This window comes from Allobosea sp. GW822-FHT05A11, from assembly GCF_058800455.1.
The window spans coordinates 547,128-567,968 of the sequence record NZ_JBXAMI010000001.1 but is presented as its reverse complement, the minus strand read 5'-3'; the positions used below and the strand labels follow the sequence as shown (position 1 = coordinate 567,968).

The following is a 20,841-nucleotide window of genomic DNA, read 5'->3' as shown; positions in this document are numbered from 1 at the left end:
GGAAGCCCCCGATGAAGACCCGCGCCGCCGTCGCCTGGGAAGCCGGCAAGCCCCTCACCATCGAGACCATCGAGATCGGCGGCCCCAAGGCTGGCGAGGTTCTGGTCGAGGTGATGGCGACCGGAATCTGCCATACCGACGCCTACACGCTGTCGGGTCTGGATTCGGAGGGCAAGTTCCCGGCGATCCTCGGCCATGAAGGCGCCGGCATCGTGCGCGAGGTCGGCGCCGGCGTGACCAGCCTGAAGCCCGGCGACCATGTCATCCCGCTCTACACGCCGGAATGCCGCAGCTGTAAGTCCTGCCTGTCGCGCCGGACCAATCTCTGCACCTCGATCCGCGCGACCCAGGGCCAGGGCGTGATGCCGGACGGCACGAGCCGCTTCTCCTGCGACGGCGGCGAGGTCTTCCACTACATGGGCTGCTCTACCTTCGCGAACTTCACGGTGCTGCCCGAGATCGCGCTCGCCAAGGTCCGCGAGGACGCGCCCTTCGACAAGATCTGCTATATCGGCTGCGGCGTGACCACCGGCATCGGCGCTGTCATCTACACGGCAAAAGTCTGGCCGGGTGCGAATGTCGTGGTCTTCGGCCTCGGCGGCATCGGCCTCAATGTCATCCAGGGCGCCCGCATGGTCGGCGCCGACAAGATCATCGGCGTCGACATCAACCCGGCCAAGCAGGAGATGGCGCGCAAATTCGGCATGACCGACTTCATCAACCCGGCCGAGATCGGCAACGACAAGGTCGTCCAGGCGATCGTCGACCTCACCGGCGGCGGCGCCGATTTCTCCTTCGATGCCACCGGCAACACCAATGTGATGCGCCAGGCGCTGGAATGCTGCCATCGCGGCTGGGGCGAGTCGATCGTCATCGGCGTGGCCGAGGCCGGCAAGGAGATCGCGACCCGTCCGTTCCAGCTCGTCACCGGCCGCGTCTGGAAAGGCACGGCCTTCGGCGGCGCGCGCGGGCGCACCGATGTGCCGAAGATCGTCGACTGGTACATGGAGGGCAAGATCAACATCGACGACCTGATCACCCACAAGCTCTCGCTCGACGAGATCAACCACGGCTTCGACCTGATGCACGAGGGCAAGTCGATCAGGAGCGTGGTGGTCTACTGAGGCGCCGTTCCACCGCCTCATTCGGCGGGCACTGAGGCACGACCTTTGTCATTCCGGGGCAGCGCGAAGCGCTGAACCCGGAACCCACGACCGGGTACGAAGCTTGAATAGACCGACCGGGCAAGGGCTTGCCCGGTCGTGGGTTCCGGGTTCGGCCTTCGGCCGCCCCGGAATGACAGGCGTCGTGCCAAACCTCTGAAGGACCCGCCCAATGGAACTCCTCTCGTCCTCGAAGGCCTTCGGCGGCTCGCAGCGCGTCTATCGGCATGACAGCGCGGCTTGCGCCTGCCCGATGAACTTCGCGATCTACCTGCCGCATCAGATCGAGGACGGGCCGGTTCCGCTGCTCTGGTATCTCTCGGGCCTGACCTGCACGCACCAGAACGTCATGGACAAAGGCGAATACCGCGCCGCGGCGGCCGCCAACGGCATCGCCATCATCTGCCCGGATACGAGCCCGCGCGGCGAAGGCGTGCCGGACGAACCGGAGAACTGGCAGTTCGGCTGCGGCGCCGGCTTCTATCTCGACGCAACCGAGGCCCCCTATGCGAAGAACTACCGCATGGAGAGCTATATCCGCGACGAATTGCCGGAGCTGGTCGGCAGGCATTTCCCGGTCGACATGAACCGGCAAGGCATCTTCGGGCATTCCATGGGCGGTCATGGCGCGATCACCCTCGCCCTGAAGAATCCCGAGCGCTACCGTTCCGTCTCCGCCTTCGCGCCGATCACCCAGCCCTCGACCGCCGGCTGGTCGCGCCCGGCCTTCGAGAAATATCTGGGCCCGGACGAGACGCGCTGGCGCGCCTATGACTCGACCCTGCTGATCGCCGATGGCCATCGTGTCCGCGACCTCTTGGTCGACCAGGGCACCGCCGACGGCTTCCTCGAGGAAGGCCTGCGCCCGCAGCTTCTGGATGTCGCCTGCGCCGCCGCCGGCATCCCGCTCCAACTGACCATGCGCGACGGCTACGACCACTCCTACAATTTCATCTCGACCTTCATGGCCCAGCACATCGCCTGGCACGCGGAACGCTTGACCGCATAAGGCGCCGCAGCGGGAACGGTCGCCACTCCGGCCGCGTTGAGAGCATCACAGCCTCAACCGGCCCAAGGGGGATCGTTTCATGGCCAAGCGCCGCATGCCGCAGAGCGACCGCTCGTTGTTCACGCGCCTATCGCAAGCCGTCGCTCATTGGGCCGGCCGGCCGCAGACTTTTCTGGGCGCTGCGGCGCTCATCGTCGTGTGGGCGCTCTCCGGCCCGTTCTTCGGCTACAACGATACCTGGCAACTCGTCGTCAACACCTCGACGACGATCGTTACCTTCCTAATGGTCTTCATCATCCAGAACAGCCAGAACCGCGACACCGCGGCGATGCAGATCAAGCTCGACGAATTGATCTGCCGGCTGGAGGGCGCCCGTGAGGAGCTGCTCGATCTGGAGGAGCTCGACGAGGACAAGCTCGAAGCGATCCGGAACGAATTCGAGGCGATGGCAGCCAAGGCCCGCAAGCTCGCCACCTCCGCCGGGGCAACGCCCCTGCCCTCGCACGAACCGCGGACAGGCTCTTCTCCCTCCGCTCGGGCGTGAAGTCCCACGCTATACGGGCATCCAGCCGGGCTCCGGAGCTTTCTTCATCCGCCGGTAAGGTTAGCGCTTAAGGTTAAGTGTCGTTTAAGAAATCACTGGCATGTTCCTTCCCGTTGGTAACACGCGCGGGCTGCGTTCTTGCGCCGCGCAAACGCGAAGGACACTGCCATGGGCAGCCTGAAAACTCTCGCGCTGGCGGGCAGCCTGGCCCTCGGCGTCTCCGCCGCGGCACAGGCCGCGGATCTCGCCTACGCACCGCCGCCCCCGCCGCCGGAGCCGCTCGGCCTGAAGGGCACGATTTCGAGCGGCATCTATCTGCGCGGCGATATCGGCGTCGGCATCCAGAGCGTCGGCAAATATCACCAGGACGATGTCGCCCAGTTCGGCGGCGCCTTCTTCGGCAAGAGCGACAATGCCGCCTTCTTCGGCGGGCTCGGCGTCGGCTATCGCTTCAACAACTGGCTGCGCTTCGACGTCACCGGCGAATATCGCGGCGCCGGCCAGATCGGCGTGAACGACATCGTCTTCAACCCGTTCAACAACGGCAACCAGACCAACACCTACAAGGGCAACCTGACCTCGCTGGTCACGCTGTTCAACGGCTATTTCGACCTCGGCACCTGGAACTGCCTGACGCCCTATATCGGCGCCGGCATCGGCTTCTCGCAGAATCGCATCAGCGGGCTGACCGATCAGGGCTCACTGACCGGCAACTTCAACGGTTCCACGCTGGGCTATGCCAATAGCGGCAGCAAGACCGATCTCGCCTGGGCGCTGATGGCCGGCGTCGGTTACGAAGTGAACAAGAACCTGACCCTGGAAGTCGGCTATCGCTACCTGAACCTCGGCGATGCCCAGTCGGGCCGCCTGATCAACGCCTTCACCGGGCAGGTCCAGGCTCCGCTCAAGGCCAAGGACATCGAGAGCCACGATTTCCGCATCGGCATGCGCTGGAATTTCGGCGACCCGAACTGCTGCGGCCCGGTCGAGCGCGAGCCGATCGCCTACGCCCCGCCGCCGGTCGTGCGCAAGTACTGATCGTCCAGCCTATCGAGACACGAAGCGGCGCGGGTCATCCCCGCGCCGTTTTGCTTTTGTCAGCGCAGCAGCGATTGCCCGGTCATCTCGGCCGGCTGCGCCAGCCCCATCAGCGCCAGCAGCGTCGGCGAGATATCGGCGAGACGTCCGTCGGCGAGCCCCTTGGCCTGCCCGCCGACCAGCATCAATGGTACCGGGTTGGTGGTATGGGCGGTATGCGGCTTGCCCGTCACCGGATCGACCATCAGCTCGGCATTGCCATGGTCGGCCGTGACGAGCATCGCGCCACCCTGCCGCCCGATCGCCTCGGCAATGGCGCCGAGCCCCGCATCGACCGTCTCGACCGCCTTGATCGCCGCGGCGAGCACGCCGGTATGACCGACCATGTCGGGATTGGCGAAGTTGAGCACGACGAGATCGTAACGACCTGAATCGATCGCCTCGACTGCTTTGCGCGTCAGCTCCGGCGCCGACATCTCCGGCTGCAGGTCATAGGTCGCGACCTTGGGCGAGGGCACCATCACCCGGTCCTCGCCGGCATAGGGCGTCTCCTCGCCACCGTTGAAGAAATAGGTGACGTGCGGATATTTCTCGGTCTCGGCCATGCGGACCTGCTTGCGCCCGGCCTTGGCGACGGTCTCGCCAAGGCCGTTGGCCAGCGTCTGGGCTGCGAACAGCATCGGCATGATCTTGTCGAGTTCGGCGCTGTAGGAGGTCATGCTGACAGCCTTGACCAGCACCGGCCGGCGCGGACGAACGAAGCCAGTGAAATCCGGCTCCAGCACCGCCGCGAGGATCTCGCGGATGCGGTCCGAGCGGAAATTGAAGCTGAGCAGCCCGTCGCCGTCCTTCATCCCGGCATAATCGCCGATCGCCGCCGGCAGGATGAACTCGTCGGTGACATCCTTCGCGTAAGCCGAGGCGATCGCGGCCTGCGCATCGGCGAAGCGCTCGCCCTCGCCCAGCACCATCGCGCGCCAAGCCTTCTCGACCCGCTCCCAGCGGTTGTCGCGATCCATCGCGTAATAGCGGCCGGAAACGCTGGCGATGCTCGCGCCGGCCGGTAGCGCGGCGGCGAAGGCTTTCACGTACTCCGCGGCCGATTGCGGCGGGGTATCGCGCCCGTCGGTGAAGACATGGACATGCACCGTGACGCCCTGCGCGGTCAGGATGCGGGCGAGCGCCACCGCATGATCCTGGTGGGCATGGACACCGCCCGGCGAGACAAGGCCGAGGAGATGGCAGGCGCCGCCGCTCGCCTTCAACCCGGCGACGAGGCCGGTCGCTTCGAGAGCCCCGGCGATCGAGCCATCGGCGATCGCCTGATTGATGCGCGGCAGGTCCTGCATCACCACCCGGCCGGCGCCGAGATTGAGATGGCCGACCTCGGAATTGCCCATCTGCCCGGGCGGCAGCCCGACATCGAGCCCCGATGTGTGCAGGAAGGCATGCGGTCCGGCCGCCCAGAGCCGGTCGAAATTCGGCATGTTCGCCAGCCTGACGGCGTTGTTCTGGCTCTCCTCGCGCCAGCCCCAGCCATCGAGGATCATCAGCATCACGGGGCGAGGCGGCATCGGCTTGACCTGTCTGGAACGGTGAAAGGTGCTTGTGCGGATACCATGCGCCACACGGCCGATGCGAGTGTTATGAAGGTTGGGAACGCGACGAAGCCGCAACGGAGGAGACGCATGTCGATCAAGGCGCTGGTTTTCGATGCCTATGGCACGCTCTTCGACGTCCAGTCGGTCGCGGCCGTCACCGACGCCGCCTTTCCCGGCCATGGCGCGACAATCACGCAAGTCTGGCGGCTGAAGCAGCTCGAATACACCTGGCTGCGCGCCCTGATGGACCGCTACGAGGATTTCTGGACCGTCACCCGCGACTCGCTCGATTTCACGCTGAGAACGCTCGGCCTCGCCGCGTCGCCCGAGCTCGTGGCCAGGATCGCGGCAGCCTATGATGCGCTGTCCCTCTACCCCGAGGCCCGCACTGCACTCGAAGGCCTCGCCTCCTATCGCCTCGCCATCTACTCGAACGGCAGCCCGGACATGCTCAAGCGGCTCGTCGCCCATGCCGGCATCACCGACCTCCTGGAAACCGTGATCAGCGTCGACGAGATCGGCGTCTACAAGCCCGATCCGCGCGGCTATGCCCATGTCGAGAAGCGGCTCGGCCTCTCTCGAAACGAGATCCTGTTCATTTCTTCCAACGGCTTCGACATCGCCGGCGCCAAGGCGCATGGCTTCCATGTCGCTCGTATCGAGCGCGTGCCGGCTGGCCGGCTGCGCGGCGAGCTTGCTGCCGCTGCAACGATCGATCCCGCGTTGATGTTCAAGGCGCTTCGGATGCAGCCGGAGCAGCTCGGCTTCCAGGCCGATGCGACCATTGCCGCCCTGACCGATCTCGTCTCCTATGTCGCCGGACTGAGGCAGGCCTGACGCGCCGCTCGTGGAGACCCCGATGATCAAGCTCTACTACCACCCCTCGCCGAACCCGGCGAAGATCGCGCTGTTCCTGGAAGAGGCCGGCCTGCCCTACGAGATGGTGCCGGTCGACACCCGCAAGGGCGAGCAGTTCAAGCCGGACTTCCTCGCGATCAACCCCAATGCCAAGACGCCGGCCCTGACCGATGGCGACGTCACTGTCTTCGATTCCAACGCGATCCTGCTCTATCTCGCCGAGAAGACCGGGCAGTTCCTGCCGGAGGACACGCCAAAGGCGCGCGGCGAGATGCTGTCCTGGCTGATGTTCGTCGCGACCGGCATCGGCCCCTATTGCGGCCAGGCGGTGCATTTCAGCCGCTTCGCGCCGGAGAAGCTGCCCTATGCCATCAACCGCTACGCCCGCGAGGCCGAGCGGCACTGGGGCATCGTCAACGACCTGCTCGCTGGCCGTCGTTACATGCTGGGCGACCGCTACACGCTGGTCGACATGTCGATCTGGGGCTGGGCGACGCGGCTCTCCTTCGCCGTCGGCGAGACCTGGCCGGAGCTGTTCCCGCATGTGAAGCGCCATCTCGACGAGATCTCGGCACGGCCCGCGGCGCAGCGCGCCGTCGCGCTGAAGGACCAGTTCGCCTTCAAGACCGAGTTCGACGCCGAGGCTCGGAAATTCCTGTTCCCGCAGAACACCCATCTGGCTGGCTAAGCCAGACCCGCGCCGCCTGTGCATCATGGCCGCCCCGCCGGCAATAGCGCTGGCGGCGGCGAGGTTTTCGCGCCAGTGTCCGCGCGGTCCGCGCTCGGGAGACGCGGGCAGGAATAGCCTCCGAGAGGACGAATGCCGACCGATATCGAGATCGCGCGCGTAGCCACGCTGCAGCCCATCGCCACGATCGCCGCAAAGGCGGGCATCCCCTCCGAGGCGCTGAATCCCTACGGCAAGTACATCGCCAAGATCGACACGCAGGCGATCCCCGGCTTCCAGGCTCAAGCCGACGGCAAGCTGATCCTCGTCACCGCGATCAGCCCGACGCCCGCCGGCGAAGGCAAGACCACGACCACGGTCGGCCTCGGCGACGGGCTCTCCCGTATCGGCAAGCGCGCGATGATCGCCCTGCGCGAGCCCTCGCTCGGCCCGAGCTTCGGCATGAAGGGTGGCGCCGCCGGCGGCGGCTATGCCCAGGTCGTTCCGATGGAGCAGATCAACCTGCATTTCACCGGGGATTTCCACGCGATCACCAGCGCCCATAACCTGCTGGCGGCGATGATCGACAATCATGTCTACTGGGGCAACGGGCTTGGCCTCGACACCCGCCACATCGCCTGGCGGCGCGTGATGGACATGAACGACCGGGCGCTGCGCTCCATCGTCTCCTCGCTCGGCGGCGCCAGCAACGGCTTCCCGCGCGAGGACGGCTTCGACATCACCGTCGCCTCCGAGGTCATGGCGATCTTCTGTCTGGCCCGCGACGCGGTCGACCTCGAAGCCCGCCTCGGCCGCATCGTCATTGGCCGCACGCGCGACAAGCGCCTCGTCACCGCCGCCGACATCAAGGCGACCGGCGCGATGAGCGTGCTGCTCAAGGACGCGCTGATGCCGAACCTCGTGCAGACGCTGGAAGGCACGCCCGCCTTCGTCCATGGCGGCCCCTTCGCCAATATCGCCCATGGCTGCAATTCGGTGATCGCGACGAAGGCCGCGCTGAAGCTCGCCGATTACGTCGTCACCGAGGCCGGTTTCGGCGCCGATCTCGGCGCCGAGAAGTTCTTCGACATCAAGTGCCGCAAGGCGGGCTTAAAGCCCGCCGCTGCCGTCGTCGTCGCAACGGTCCGCGCCCTCAAGATGCATGGTGGCCTCGCCAAGGACGCGCTCGGCCGCGAAGACCTGAAGGCGCTGGAAGCGGGGCTTTCCAACCTCACGCGCCATGTCAACAATCTCCGGAAATTCGGTGTGCCGCCGATCGTGGCGATCAACAACTTCACCAGCGACACCGCCGCCGAGCATGAATTGATCCGCAACTATTGCCGCAACCATCTCGGCGTCGAGGCGGTGATCTGCCGGCACTGGGCCGAGGGCGGCGCCGGCACGGAGGAGCTCGCCCGCAAGGTCGCCGCGCTCGCCGACGAGGGCGAGGCCGATTTCGCCCCGCTCTATCCCGATGCGATGCCGCTGCAGCAGAAGCTGGAGACGATCGCGCGCGAGATCTATGGCGCCGGCGGCGTCGCCATAGATGCCAAGCTCCAGGCCCGCTTCGCCGAGCTGGAGGAGGCCGGCTTCGGCGACCTGCCGGTCTGCGTCGCCAAGACCCAGTATTCCTTCTCGGCCGATCCGACTTTGCGCGGCGCGCCCTCCGGTCACACCGTTCCGCTGCGCGAGCTCCGGCTTTCGGCTGGCGCCGGCTTCGTCGTCGCGATCTGCGGGGACATCATGACCATGCCCGGCCTGCCGCGCGAGCCGGCGGCCGAGCGCATCCATATCGATACGCAGGGGCGGATCGAAGGGTTGTTCTGAAGGCTGTCTTCTTAAAGCTTACGCAACGGATCGGCCCCTACCCTGCGCAATCCCGCGAGGAAGTCGATCCGATGAGCCAGGCCGAGGCCGGTCTGCCCCGCACGTACAGCCTGAAGACCCGGGTCATGGGCTGGACGCTCGCCATCCTGGTCGCGATCGCGCTTCCCGCCGGCGCGGCCTTCCTGTGGCTCGTCGACGCGACTGTGGTGAAGCTCGGCACGCTCGTCGCCGAAAAGCAGATCCTGTTCGATCGCTATCGCGGGCTGGAAGCGCTGATGCGCGAGGTCTCGCTGGCCGAGACCGTCGCCCGCTCGCCCGCGATCGTCGACTGGGCCGAGAACGAGGCAGACCCGGTGAAGGCCGAGCGCGGCCTGGCCGAACTCGAGCATTACCGCCAGTCCTTCCGGGACCGCAGCTACTTCACCGTCATCGCCGGATCGGGCAACTATTACTTCAACGACAGGGACAACAGCTACGAGCACGATCGCAAGCGCTATACGCTCTCGGCTGGCAATCCGCGCGACGGCTGGTACTACAAGACCGCGGCGCTGGGCTCCGGCTGCCACCTCAATGTCGACAACGACGACAATCTCCGCGTCACCAAGGTCTGGATCAACTGCGTCATCCGCAAGGACAGCCGTGTGCTGGGCATCATCGGCACCGGGCTCGACCTGACGCAGTTCATCCGCGAGGTCGTCGACATCCCGCAGACCGGCGTCCAGAGCATGTTCGTCGATCGCAGCGGCGCCGTGCAGGCGCATCGCGACGCGAACCTCGTCGACTTCCACAGCCTGACCAAGGACATCGCGTCCAAGAAGACGATCTACCAGCTCGTCGACAACGATCCCGATCGCAGCCTGCTCGGCGAGATGATCGCCCGCGTCGGGGCCGGCGACGATCTCGTGCAGTCGCGCTTCATGCATGTCGGCGGCAAGCGTGTGCTGGTCGGCGTCGGCTATCTCGACCGGCTCGGCTGGTTCAACGTCACGGTGATGGATATCGACCGCATCATCGACCGCAGGCTGTTCCTGCCGCTCGGCCTGCTGTTCGGGGCGGTCCTGCTGGCGGCGGCGGCCCTGATGACCCTTCTGTTCAAGCGCGCCGTGCTCGACCGGCTGGCGCGCGTCGAGCATGCCGCCAGTCATGTCCGCGCCCGCGAGTTCCGCGCCGTCGCGATCGATGCCGGTCGCGACGAGATCGGCCGGCTGTCGCAGGCCTTCGGCACGATGGCCCGCAGCGTCGAGGAGAACACCGCGCGGCTCGAGGAAGCCGTGCGCGAGCGCACCGAGCAGCTCGAACGGTTGGCCCACGCCGATCCGCTGACCGGCGCCCTCAACCGGCGTGGCTTCGAGCAGGCCTTCGAAAAGAGCCGTAGCCGCGCCGGGCGGACCGGGCATCAGGCGGGGCTGCTGCTGGTCGATCTCGACAATCTCAAGCCGCTCAACGACAGCCATGGCCACCAGAGCGGCGACGAGGTGATCGCCGAGCTCGCCCGGCGGATGACCGCGTTGCTGCGTGATCGCGACATCTGCGCGCGCTGGGGCGGCGACGAATTCATCCTGCTCTTGGACAATGTCGATCGCGACGCCTTGTCGGCCATCGCCGCGGCGATCGTCACGGCCGCCGCGGAGCGCCCCGTCACCCTCGGCAACGGCGCCTCCGTCACGGTCAGCACCAGCATCGGCGCGACCCTGCTGGAGCCGCAGGATACCTTGACCGAGGCCACGCGCCACGCCGACGAAGCGCTCTATGTCGCCAAGCGCAACGGCCGCAACGGCTTCGCCATCAGCCCGCCGGAAGAAGTCTCGCTCCGCCGGCGCAGCAACGGTTGAAACCGGTCATCAGGCGAAGTCGAGCTGGACCTTGATCGCCTTCGACTTGTCGGCGGCGAGATCGAAAGCCTCGACCGCCCGGTCGACCGGGATCGACGCGGTGAGCAGCGGCGACAGGTCGATCGAGCCCGAGCCGATCATCGCCACCGCCCAGTCGAACTCTTCATGGAAACGGAACGAGCCGCGCAGGTCGAACTCCTTGGCGACGACGACGTTCATCGGCAGCGTGAACTGGCCGCCGACGCCGATCTGGACGATGACGCCGCCCGGCCTGACCACGTCGAAGGCACCGGTCAGCGCGTGCTGGTTGCCGGAGGCCTCGAACATCACGTCGAAGGCACCCTTCTCCGCGCCGTACTCGGCCTTGAGCCGCTCGGGCTCGGCCGCGACATTGACCGTCGCGGTGGCGCCCATCTTGCGTGCGACCGGTAGCGGCCCGTCGACAACGTCGGTCGCGACGATCTCGGAGGCGCCGGCCGCCTTGGCGGCCAGGATGGTCAGCGCACCGATCGGCCCGGCACCCGTCACCAGCACGCGCTTGCCGAGCAGCGGCCCGGCCCGCTTGGCAGCATGGAGGCAGACGGAGAGCGGCTCGGCGAAAGCCGCTTCCGCAGCGGTGACGCGCGGCGCCACCTTCACCGCCTGCCGCTCCTCGACCACAAGCACATCGCGGAAGCCGCCCTGCACATGCGGGAAGCGCATCGCCGAGCCGTAGAACAGCATGTCCGTGCAGTGCTGCTGCAGACCCATCTGGCAATAGCGGCAATGGCCGCAGGCGCGGCTCGGATTGACCGCGACGCGATCACCCGGCTTCACCCGCGAGACCTCGCCGCCGATCGCCTCGACCCGGCCGGCGATCTCATGGCCGAGGATCATCGGCTCGCGCACGCGGATCGTGCCGAAGCCTCCATGCAGATAGTAATGCAGGTCCGAGCCGCAGATGCCGCCAGCCTCGATCCGCACGCGCACGTCGCGCGGCCCGAGCTCCGGAGCGGTCGTCGGCTCGACCCGCAGATCCTTCTCGGCATGGATGACGACGGCACGCATGGGACGCTCCCGAATTCGCCGCGCGACGACGCGCGGCACCATTGTCTAATCGATTGAAACCTGCTTACCCAAAGCGGCGCCCCGGGCGCAAACCGAAATCGCCGCATCCGGCATTTTGCGAGGATACGCCATGTCGCTGTCGCTGTTCAGTCTCGCCGGCAAGATCGCGCTCGTCACCGGCTCGGGCCAGGGGATCGGCCTCGCACTGGCCGAGGGGCTTTCGGATGCCGGCGCCCATGTCGTGCTGAACGGGCGCGACAAGGCGAAGCTCGAACGGGCGCAGCAGGCGCTGATCGCCGCTGGCCGCAAGGCCTCGATCGCGCCCTTCGACGTCACCGACCAGAAGGCGGTCGAGGCCGGCGTCGCCATGATCGAGGCCGAGATCGGCCCGATCGATATCCTCATCAACAATGCCGGCATGCAGAAGCGCGCGCCGATCACCGAATTCCCGGTCGAGGGCTGGCACGACGTGATCAACACCAACCTGCATTCGGTGTTCTACGTCACCCAAGCGGTGACGAAGCGCATGGTGCCGCGCAAGCGCGGCAAGATCATCAGCATCGGCTCGGTGATGAGCGAGCTCGGCCGCGCCACCATCATCCCCTACACGGCGTCCAAGGGCGCGGTGAAGATGATGACGCGGGGCCTCGCCGCCGAGCTGGGCAAGCACAATATCCAGGCCAACGCCATCGGCCCCGGCTATTTCGCCACCGAGATCAACGCCGCGCTGATCGCCGACGAGGCCTTCTCGAACTGGGTCTGCAGCCGCACGCCGGCCGGGCGTTGGGGGGAGACGAAGGAGCTGGCCGGCGCCGCGATCTTCCTGTCCTCGGCGGCGAGCGACTACGTCAACGGCCACCTGCTGATGGTCGATGGCGGGCTGACCTCGGTGGTGTGAGGCCTATCCGTCATTCTCGGGCGAAGCGAAGCGCAGACCCGAGAATCTCATGACGAGAAAGCACCGGAGCCTCCTCCGGCAGGAGATGCTCAGGGCTCAAGCCCGAGCATGACGTGCCCTTTATCAGGCCGCAGCCTTGGTCACCGCCTCGACGACATCGTCGACAGCACGCTCGACCAGGTCGCGGTCGTCGCCCTCGGCCATGACGCGGATCACCGGCTCGGTGCCGGAGGGGCGGATCACCAGGCGGCCGCTCTCGCCGAGCAGCAGCTTCGCCGCCTCGATCGCGCTGACCACCTGCTTCTCCTCCAGCGGACGGCCCTTCTTGTAGCGGACATTCTTGAGGATCTGCGGCAACGGCTCGAAGCAGTGGCAGACTTCCGAGACCGGCTTGTCTATCCGCTTGACCACGGCGAGCAGTTGCAGCGCCGCGACGAGACCGTCGCCGGTCGTGCCGAAATCCGAGAGGATGATATGGCCCGACTGCTCGCCGCCGAGATTGAAGCCGTGGTTGCGCATGTGCTCCAGCACATAGCGATCGCCGACCGCGGTCCGGGCCAGCGACAGGCCCAGGCCCGCGAGATACCGCTCCAGTCCGAGATTGGACATGATCGTCGCGACGATGCCCGGAGCCGAGAGCCGGCCGTCCTCCAGCCAGGAGCGGGCGATCACGGCCATCAATTGGTCGCCGTCGACGATGTGTCCCTGCTCATCGACCACCAGCACCCGGTCGGCATCGCCGTCGAGCGCGATGCCGACATCGGCGCGCAATTCCCTGACCTTCGCCACCAGAGTCGCGGGATGGGTCGAGCCGACATCGTGGTTGATGTTGAAGCCATCAGGCTCGTTGCCGATGACGATGACCTCGGCACCCAGCTCCCAGAGTGCTTCCGGCGCCACCTTGTAGCCGGCGCCATTGGCGCAATCGAGCACGATGCGCAGCCCCTCCAGGCTCATGTTGCGCGGCATGGTGCGCTTGGCGAACTCGACATAGCGCGCATCGGCGCTGTCGATGCGCTTGGCCCGGCCGAGCTTCGGCGAGGCGGAAAGGCGGGGCGTCAGGTCGCCATCGATCAGCGCCTCGATCTCGCGCTCGACCTCGTCGTTGAGCTTGTAGCCATCGGGGCCGAACAGCTTGATGCCGTTGTCCTCATAGGCGTTGTGCGAGGCGGAGATCATCACGCCGAGATCGGCGCGCATCGAGCGTGCCAGCATGGCGACCGCCGGCGTCGGTATCGGGCCGAGCAGCATCACGTCCATGCCGACCGAGGTGAAGCCTGCAACCATGGCGTATTCGATCATGTAGCCGGAGAGGCGGGTATCCTTGCCGATCACGACGCGGTGGCGATGTTCGCCGCGGCGGAAGGCGAGGCCCGTCGCCTGGCCGACCTTCAGAGCGAGGTCCGGCGTGATGACGCCGTTCGCCCGCCCGCGAATGCCGTCCGTTCCGAAATATTTGCGCGTCATCGTGATTCGGTTCCATGGAGCGCATCGCGCCCGTTTCCGGCGTTCTATAGCCAAAAAACCTTTCCGCCTTCTCACAAATTATGACGGAGCGTGACATCGCGCCCGGGCAAACGAAAAGGGCGGCCTCTCGGCCGCCCTTCGTAATCCACTCGATGCGCCTCAGGCCTGCGGCTGCGGTTCCAGGCCGGCATCCGGTTCGCCGCGCTTGCGGCCCTTGCCCGCGCTTGGGACGGCCGAGCCGCGCGGAGCATGCGGCGTGTCGTCGGCATCGCGCACGGGGCGCTTGCCGGCGATCAGGTCGCGGATTTCCTCGCCGGTCAGCGTCTCGAATTCGAGAAGCGCCTCGGCCACCGCGACGAACTCCTCGTGATGATCGGTGAGGATGGTCTTGGCGTCGGCATAGCCCTCGTCGACGAGGCGCTTGACCTCGGCGTCGATCTTCTGCGCCGTCGACTCGGAGACCGACTGGCTGCGCCCCATCGACATGCCCAGGAAGACCTCTTCCTGATTGTCGCCATAGGCGACCATGCCGAGCTCGGACGAGTAGCCCATCTGCGTGACCATGGCCTTGGCCATCTTGGTCGCCTGCTGGATGTCGCCGGTGGCGCCCGAGGTGACGTTCTCGCGCCCGAAGGTCATTTCCTCCGCCACGCGCCCGCCCATGGCGACCGCGAGCTGCGAGGTGAACTCCTTGAACTTCATCGAGTAGCGGTCGCCCTCCGGCAGGAACTTGACCATGCCGAGCGCACGGCCGCGCGGGATGATCGTCGCCTTGTGGACGGGGATGCCGGCCGGGACATAGAGGCCGACGATGGCGTGGCCGGCCTCGTGATAGGCGGTCAGCTTCTTCTCTTCCTCGGACATCGCCATGGATTTGCGCTCGGCGCCCATCATGACCTTGTCCTTGGCGTCCTCGAACTCGCCATGCGTGACCATGCGCTTGCCGCGCCGCGCCGCCAGCAGCGCGGCCTCGTTGACGAGGTTCATCAGGTCGGCGCCCGAGAAGCCGGGCGTGCCGCGGGCCAGGATCTTGAGGTCGACATCCGGCGCCATCGGCACCTTGCGCACATGCACGCGCAGGATCTTCTCGCGGCCGGCGACGTCCGGGTTCGGCACGACGATCTGCCGGTCGAAACGGCCCGGCCGCAGCAGCGCGGGGTCGAGCACGTCCGGACGGTTCGTCGCGGCGATGATGATGACGCCCTCATTCGGCTCGAAGCCGTCCATCTCGACGAGGAGCTGGTTCAGCGTCTGCTCGCGCTCGTCGTTGCCGCCGCCGAGGCCGGCGCCGCGATGGCGGCCGACCGCGTCGATCTCGTCGATGAAGATGATGCAGGGCGAGTTCTTCTTGGCCTGCTCGAACATGTCGCGGACACGGCTCGCGCCGACGCCGACGAACATTTCGACGAAGTCGGAACCCGAGATGGTGAAGAACGGCACGTTGGCTTCACCCGCGACGGCACGCGCCGTCAGGGTCTTGCCCGTACCGGGAGGGCCGACGAGCAGCACGCCGCGCGGGATGCGCCCGCCCAGCCGCTGGAACTTCTGCGGATCGCGCAGGAACTCGACGATCTCCTGCAAGTCTTCCTTGGCCTCGTCGATGCCCGCGACATCCTCGAAGGTGACGCGGCCATGGGCCTCGGTCAGGAGCTTGGCCTTGGACTTGCCGAAGCCCATCGCCCGGCCGGCGCCGTTCTGCATCTGGCGGGACATGAAGATCCACAGGCCGATGAAGATGACGAAGGGCAGCGAGTTGACCAGCAGCGCCATGAACCACGGCGTGCCTTCCGACGGCGCCTTGGCCGAGACCTGAACGCCCTTCTGGGCCATGGTCCTCAGGAGGTTCGGGTCGTGATAAGGCGCGTAGCTCACGAAGCTGCGGCCATCCGAGAAGGCGCCGGAAATCTCCTGACCGGCGACGACGACGTTCGACACGCGTCCGGCCTCGGCCTCGTTGATCAGCTGGCTGTAAGGGATTTCATTGGTGCTGGCGCGCTGGCTCGGACTCTGGAACAGGGTGACCAGCGCCAGGACCAGCAGAAAGATCACCACCCAGAGGGCGAAATTACGAAAATTCGGATTCATTCCCAGTCCGATCGGGCCTCCCGGAAGAACCGGATGAGGCCTAGAGTTTCCCGACTACCAATTTAGGTGTCGCACACGCCCTTGCCAAGGGAAAGCAATGACGTGGCGGCACTATGACGCCGAAGGGTGAACGCCGCGTCGCCGCGGCGGCTCCAGTTGCAGCGTCAGCACGCCGTCGCGACCAAGCGAGAGAACGCAGCCGGACAAGGTCCTCCGCAATGCGAGGCCGGCGCGCGCCGCATCCGCCAGGGCCGCCCCGCAGGCCTCCAGCCGTTCCAGCCGGCCATGGCCGTCGCCATCCGGCGCGACCGCATCGAGCGCCAGCGCCAGGACCCGCAGCAGGATTTCCTCCGGCTCGGCGGCCAGCCTGGAAAAGCGCAGGCGCAGCCCGTTGTCCGCGCCTTCGTCCGGCAGCATCGCCTCTGCCAGCACGTCGCGAGCCCGCTGCGCGGCAGCTTCGTCCAGCCGCGCCATCCGTTCCGCCAGACGCCCCAGGCGCTCCGCCGTCAGCCCCTGTTCCGCCAGAACCGGCATCGTCTCCCGCCAGCGAACCCGCTCGAAGCGTCGGTCGGCATTGCTGGGATCGCGCACGAAAGGCAGCCCCCGCGCATCGGCCGTCGCGACGAGCCGTGCCTTCGGGATGCCGAGCAGCGGCCGGACAAGGGGAACGCCGTTGACCGCGCTGCGCCCCCGCATCCCGGCGAGCCCCGAAGGCCCGGAGCCATGGGCGAGGCGCATCAGCATCGTCTCGGCCTGATCATCGAGCGTATGGGCCGTGACCAGCGTCGCGTCGCCGAGCCGCCTCGCCTCGTTTGCCAGCAGGGCATAGCGGGCGCGCCGCGCCTCTGCTTGCAGGCGGCTGGTCGGCTTCAGCCCCTCCCAGCGCAGGGTCGCATGGCCGATGCCGAGCGTCGCGCAGAATGCCGCGACAGCGGCCGCCTCTTCCGCCGATTCCGGGCGCAATCCGTGATCGACCGTCGCGGCATGGAGTGGCGGCCCGCCCCGGAGCTGTACCCAGGCGGCGAGAAGCGCCAGCAGCGCGATCGAATCAGGGCCGCCGGAGACGGCGATGAGGAGGGCCGTCTCACACGACAGCCCTTCAAAAGCAGCGCCGGCCTCGGCGAGCGAGACCGGCGCGAATGCGCTTTCCTCGGCAGCCGCGCTCAAGCGCAGCCGGAGCGGCGGCGCTCGCGTGCGATGCCCTGGCGCACGGCGTTGGAGGCCGAGGGGTAATCGACACCGACCTTCGCATAGGTGGCGCAGGCTTGTTCCTTGGCGCCGAGCCCGTTGAGCGACATCCCGAGCTTGAGCAGGCTGTCCGGCGCCTTGGCGGCCTTCGGCGATTCCCGGGAAATCTTCAGGAACTGCTCGGCCGCCTCGCGATAGCGCTGGCGCTGCAGATAGCTCTCGCCCAGCCAATAGGTCGCGTCGACCGCCTGCCGGTCACGCGGGTAGCTCTGCAGGAACTGGCGGAAACCCATTTCGGCCTGCTCGTATTCCTTGCGCTGGAGCGAGGCGAAGGCGAGGTCATAGGCTTCCTTGGCGCTCTGCGGGCCGCTCGCGGCGGCGACGCTCGCGCCGCGCGGCCGGTCCTGCGGCAGCCCGCCTTGCGGCACCGGGCGCCCGACGCCCTGGAGATCGAGCGGCTGCCCGGTCGCCGGGCCGCCGGCATAGTCGTCCTCGATGATGCCGGCGATCGCGCCGCCGCCGCCGAGTTGCTGCGGCGCGCCGGCCGCGCCCTGCTGCGTCGCCGGGTCGAAGGCATCGCTGCGGCGATGCCGCTGCGGCGCGGCGCCTGCGGGAGGCGCCCCTGTCGGTCCGGGAGCAGCCGAATTCGGACGGCCGCCGCCGCCCTTTTCGTTCAGGCGGAAATCGACGTCTTCCTGGAATTTGCGGAGCTGCTCGGACAAGCGCCGATTCTCGAACTGGAGCTGCTCGATCTGGCCGGACATCTGGCGCAACTGGTTCTCGAGGCGCGTCGTGCGGACCAGCAGATCGGCGGCATCCTGTGCCGAAGCCGGCACGGCGCCGCCAGCGAGCGCGGCGGAAAGGGCCAACGCGGCCAGTCCCGGGCGGGAGAGATGGCGGGCTAGGAGAGAACGAAGCATCGCTGAAACCGGTTTCCGTACATGTCGCGCGCTGTCTCTATACCATCAGCTCACCACGGCCAAAATATGAACGCTTTTCACGGCCGGCCCAACCGGAGGGCGCGCCATGCGCAAACGCATAAAGTACCACTGGCGCTTTGCCGGCGGCTTCCCTAAATAAGCGGAGCGGGGCTGCCTGGTGCGTGCGAGACAGCATTCCCCGGGCCCATACGACTCCCTAGGGAGCTGTCCCTGTCCGGATCCCTTGGAACCGGACACACGGCGCCCACCTACTCTGTAGGTGTCCCGGGATTCAAAACTCCACGGCCAAGGTGGCTCCGCAACCTTCATGACGATGACGCCTGGCACGCACGCTCCGCCCTCCCCGCGCAAGGCCACCCTCCGCGCGGATGCGCTCGCCCGCCGCGACGCGCTCGACCTCGACAATCGGCTCGAATGGGACGTCGAGATCGCCGCGCAGGTGCTGAATCTTCCGGTCTGGACGGGAAGCACCGGCCCGGTTTCGGCCTATTGGCCGATGCGCTCGGAAGCCGATCCCCGTCCGATCCTCGAAGCCCTGCATGAGCGCGGATTGCCGCTCTGCCTGCCCGCGATCGTCGACAGGCGCATGATCTTCCGGCGCTGGGCGCCCTACGAGCCGATCGTGCCCGGCGGCTTCGGCACGCTTGTCCCCGCCCCCGACCAGCTGGAGCTGAGGCCCGCGATCCTGCTCGTGCCCCTCGCCGCCTTCGACCGGCGCGGCTACCGCATCGGCTACGGCAAGGGCTATTACGATCGGGCGCTCTCCGAACTCGGCCCAACCGTCAGCATCGGCATCGGCTATGGCGCGCAGGAGATCGACGCGGTGCCGGACGAGCCGCATGACCGGCGCCTCGACTGGATCGTGACAGAGCGCGAAACCCTTCGCTGCGGCTGATTCTCGCGCGCCTTCGCGCGGAAGTTCTTCTGCTGCGGTTGATTCCCTCGCGCCTTCGCGCGAGGGAGAAAGCCTTCGCAGTTTTCAGGTCGGTTTCATGCGTCTTCTCTTCCTCGGTGACATCGTCGGCCGCCCCGGCCGGATTGCGGTTCAGGAGCGGCTGCCGGCCCTGCGTGAGGTCTGGAAGCTCGACTGCGTCGTCATCAACGGCGAGAACTCGGCGGGCGGCTTCGGCATCACCGAGGCGATCTGCGACGAGATCCTCGCCGCCGGCGCCGATGTCGTGACGCTCGGCAATCATTCCTGGGACCAGCGCGAGGCCCTCGTCTTCATCACCCGGCAGGACCGGCTGATCCGCCCGGCGAATTATCCGCCCGGCACGCCCGGTCGCGGCGCCACCGTAATCGAGGCCCGCAATGGCGCCCGCGTCCTGGTCGTCAACGTCATGGGCCGACTGTTCATGGACCCGCTCGACGACCCCTTCGCCGCGATCGAGCGTGAGCTCTCCGCCTGCCCGCTCGGCGAAATCGCCGATGCCGTGATCGTCGACGTCCATGCCGAAGCGACCAGCGAGAAGCAGGCCATGGCCTATTTCCTCGACGGCCGCGCCAGCCTCGTCGTCGGCACCCATACCCATGCGCCGACCTCGGATACCCGCATCCTGCCCGGCGGCACGGCGTATCAATCCGATGCCGGCATGTGCGGCGACTATGATTCCGTGCTCGGCATGCAGAAAGACGAGCCGGTGCGCCGCTTCCTGCAGAAGGTGCCGGGCGCAAGACTGGAGCCGGCGACGGGCGAAGGCACGCTCTCGGGCGTCGCAGTCGATATCGATGATGCCACCGGCCTGGCGACAGCGGTCTGGGCCGTGCGCGTCGGTCCGCATCTCAGCCAGGCCGTGCCCGACGCCTGGATTTCCTGACGCTTTCCGGCGCGCGCAGCGCTTGCACGCGGGCGGAGCCGGCGCCTATAAGGCCGGCTTCCAGCGCTTTCCGCCGCAACCTCTGAAGGTAACGAGCTCCCATGGCCGGCCATTCACAGTTCAAGAACATCATGCATCGCAAGGGCAAGCAGGATGCCGTGCGCTCAAAACTGTTCTCGAAACTGGCCCGCGAAATCACCGTCGCCGCCAAGATGGGCATGCCCGACATCAACATGAACCCGCGCCTGCGCATGGCGGTGCTTGCCGCGCGCGCCGAGAACATGCCGAAGGACAATATCCAGCGCGCCATCAACAAGGCCGCCGGCGGCGAGGGCGACAATTATGACGAGGTCCGTTACGAGGGCTACGGCCCCGGCGGCACCGCCGTCATCGTCGAGGCCCTGACCGACAATCGCAACCGCACCGCTTCCGCCGTACGCTCCTACTTCACCAAGTCGGGCGGCGCGCTGGGCGAGAGCAACTCGGTCTCCTTCATGTTCAACCGGGTCGGCGAGATCAGCTATCCGCCGGAGGCCGGCGATGCCGATACGGTGATGGAAGCCGCGATCGAGGCCGGGGCCGACGACGTGATCTCGGACGAGAACGGCCACACCATCCTCTGCGCCTTCGACGCCCTGAACGAAGTCTCCAAGGCGCTTGAGGCAGCACTCGGCGCCCCCGCCTCAGCCAAGCCGGTTTGGCGCCCGACCACGACCGCCCCGCTCGACGAGGAAAAAGCCGCCTCGATGATGCGTTTGATGGAAGCGCTCGACAACGACGACGACGTCCAGAACGTCTTCGCCAATTTCGAGATCGCCGACGACATCATGGCCAAGCTCAGCGCCTGAGCTGAAGCCAG

The 20,841-nt window shown here is 67.0% G+C and carries 18 protein-coding genes and 1 other RNA gene; 13 read left to right on the top strand and 6 right to left on the bottom strand.

All coding sequences use genetic code 11. The features are described 5' to 3' along the window. Positions 1–11 precede the first annotated feature (11 nt). From AC1RLU_RS02785 to AC1RLU_RS02770, 4 genes are all read left to right on the top strand, one after another. A complete protein-coding gene (locus AC1RLU_RS02785) occupies positions 12–1,124 on the top strand; it encodes an S-(hydroxymethyl)glutathione dehydrogenase/class III alcohol dehydrogenase (protein WP_492793727.1) in 1,113 nt (370 codons plus the stop codon). 211 nt (positions 1,125–1,335) lie between these two features. Next, positions 1,336–2,172, top strand: a complete 837-nt coding sequence (gene fghA, locus AC1RLU_RS02780) for an S-formylglutathione hydrolase (RefSeq protein WP_061969795.1) — start codon at positions 1,336–1,338, stop codon at positions 2,170–2,172. Positions 2,173–2,251: 79 nt separating this feature from the next. Next, positions 2,252–2,716: a low affinity iron permease family protein gene (locus tag AC1RLU_RS02775; RefSeq protein ID WP_091857062.1), complete on the top strand. Its 465-nt coding sequence runs from the start codon at positions 2,252–2,254 to the stop codon at positions 2,714–2,716. 168 nt (positions 2,717–2,884) lie between these two features. Beyond that, a complete protein-coding gene (locus AC1RLU_RS02770; RefSeq protein ID WP_061969797.1) occupies positions 2,885–3,754 on the top strand; it encodes an outer membrane protein in 870 nt (289 codons plus the stop codon). Positions 3,755–3,813: 59 nt separating this feature from the next. Here AC1RLU_RS02770 and gpmI read toward each other — a convergent pair whose 3' ends face one another. Further along, positions 3,814–5,328 (bottom strand): 2,3-bisphosphoglycerate-independent phosphoglycerate mutase, encoded by a 1,515-nt coding sequence (gpmI, locus tag AC1RLU_RS02765; protein WP_492793726.1) that lies wholly within the window; start codon positions 5,326–5,328, stop codon positions 3,814–3,816. A 114-nt stretch (positions 5,329–5,442) separates the two neighbouring features. On the opposite strand from gpmI, the gene AC1RLU_RS02760 reads away from it, so the two are divergent. The 4 genes from AC1RLU_RS02760 to AC1RLU_RS02745 all read left to right on the top strand — a co-directional run bounded on the left by AC1RLU_RS02760 (position 5,443) and on the right by AC1RLU_RS02745 (position 10,539). After that, positions 5,443–6,192 (top strand): haloacid dehalogenase type II, encoded by a 750-nt coding sequence (locus tag AC1RLU_RS02760; RefSeq protein WP_492793725.1) that lies wholly within the window; start codon positions 5,443–5,445, stop codon positions 6,190–6,192. A 22-nt stretch (positions 6,193–6,214) separates the two neighbouring features. Then, complete coding sequence (locus tag AC1RLU_RS02755) at positions 6,215–6,901, top strand: glutathione S-transferase family protein (RefSeq protein ID WP_492793724.1); 687 nt, start codon at positions 6,215–6,217, stop codon at positions 6,899–6,901. Between the two features lie 132 nt (positions 6,902–7,033). Continuing rightward, the gene (locus tag AC1RLU_RS02750; RefSeq protein ID WP_492793723.1) at positions 7,034–8,707 is read left to right on the top strand and encodes a formate--tetrahydrofolate ligase; all 1,674 of its coding nucleotides are present in this window, start codon (positions 7,034–7,036) and stop codon (positions 8,705–8,707) included. Between the two features lie 71 nt (positions 8,708–8,778). Further along, positions 8,779–10,539: a sensor domain-containing diguanylate cyclase gene (locus AC1RLU_RS02745; protein WP_492793722.1), complete on the top strand. Its 1,761-nt coding sequence runs from the start codon at positions 8,779–8,781 to the stop codon at positions 10,537–10,539. Between the two features lie 9 nt (positions 10,540–10,548). On the opposite strand, the gene AC1RLU_RS02740 is transcribed toward AC1RLU_RS02745, so the two are convergent. Beyond that, complete coding sequence (locus AC1RLU_RS02740; RefSeq protein WP_265055946.1) at positions 10,549–11,586, bottom strand: L-idonate 5-dehydrogenase; 1,038 nt, start codon at positions 11,584–11,586, stop codon at positions 10,549–10,551. A gap of 130 nt (positions 11,587–11,716) precedes the next feature. Between AC1RLU_RS02740 and AC1RLU_RS02735 the strand changes: the two genes are divergently transcribed. Beyond that, on the top strand, positions 11,717–12,484 hold the full coding sequence (locus AC1RLU_RS02735; RefSeq protein ID WP_142113099.1) for an SDR family oxidoreductase: 768 nt from the start codon (positions 11,717–11,719) through the stop codon (positions 12,482–12,484). A 123-nt stretch (positions 12,485–12,607) separates the two neighbouring features. On the opposite strand, the gene glmM is transcribed toward AC1RLU_RS02735, so the two are convergent. The 4 genes from glmM to ybgF form a co-directional block, all read right to left on the bottom strand. Next, positions 12,608–13,951 carry a phosphoglucosamine mutase gene (glmM, locus tag AC1RLU_RS02730; RefSeq protein ID WP_492793721.1) on the bottom strand — a complete coding sequence of 448 codons (1,344 nt, stop codon included), beginning with the start codon at positions 13,949–13,951 and terminating at the stop codon, positions 12,608–12,610. A 159-nt stretch (positions 13,952–14,110) separates the two neighbouring features. After that, positions 14,111–16,036, bottom strand: a complete 1,926-nt coding sequence (gene ftsH, locus AC1RLU_RS02725; protein WP_142113102.1) for an ATP-dependent zinc metalloprotease FtsH — start codon at positions 16,034–16,036, stop codon at positions 14,111–14,113. Between the two features lie 111 nt (positions 16,037–16,147). Next, complete coding sequence (gene tilS, locus AC1RLU_RS02720) at positions 16,148–17,203, bottom strand: tRNA lysidine(34) synthetase TilS (protein ID WP_492793720.1); 1,056 nt, start codon at positions 17,201–17,203, stop codon at positions 16,148–16,150. Further along, entirely contained in the window at positions 17,200–18,144 is a 945-nt protein-coding gene (ybgF, locus tag AC1RLU_RS02715) for a tol-pal system protein YbgF (protein ID WP_492793719.1), read from the bottom strand. The genes tilS and ybgF overlap by 4 nt, the downstream gene beginning before the upstream one ends. 165 nt (positions 18,145–18,309) lie before the next feature. Here ybgF and ssrS point away from each other — a divergent pair. The 4 genes from ssrS to AC1RLU_RS02695 all read left to right on the top strand — a co-directional run bounded on the left by ssrS (position 18,310) and on the right by AC1RLU_RS02695 (position 20,830). Beyond that, positions 18,310–18,466, top strand: a non-coding RNA gene (gene ssrS, locus AC1RLU_RS02710) — 6S RNA. 6 nt (positions 18,467–18,472) lie between these two features. Next, on the top strand, positions 18,473–19,060 hold the full coding sequence (locus AC1RLU_RS02705) for a 5-formyltetrahydrofolate cyclo-ligase (RefSeq protein ID WP_492793718.1): 588 nt from the start codon (positions 18,473–18,475) through the stop codon (positions 19,058–19,060). Between the two features lie 97 nt (positions 19,061–19,157). After that, the gene (locus AC1RLU_RS02700) at positions 19,158–19,982 is read left to right on the top strand and encodes a TIGR00282 family metallophosphoesterase (protein WP_492793717.1); all 825 of its coding nucleotides are present in this window, start codon (positions 19,158–19,160) and stop codon (positions 19,980–19,982) included. 101 nt (positions 19,983–20,083) lie between these two features. Then, positions 20,084–20,830, top strand: coding sequence for a YebC/PmpR family DNA-binding transcriptional regulator (locus AC1RLU_RS02695; RefSeq protein WP_061969818.1), 747 nt, complete (start codon positions 20,084–20,086; stop codon positions 20,828–20,830). The last annotated feature ends 11 nt before the right edge of the window (positions 20,831–20,841 follow it).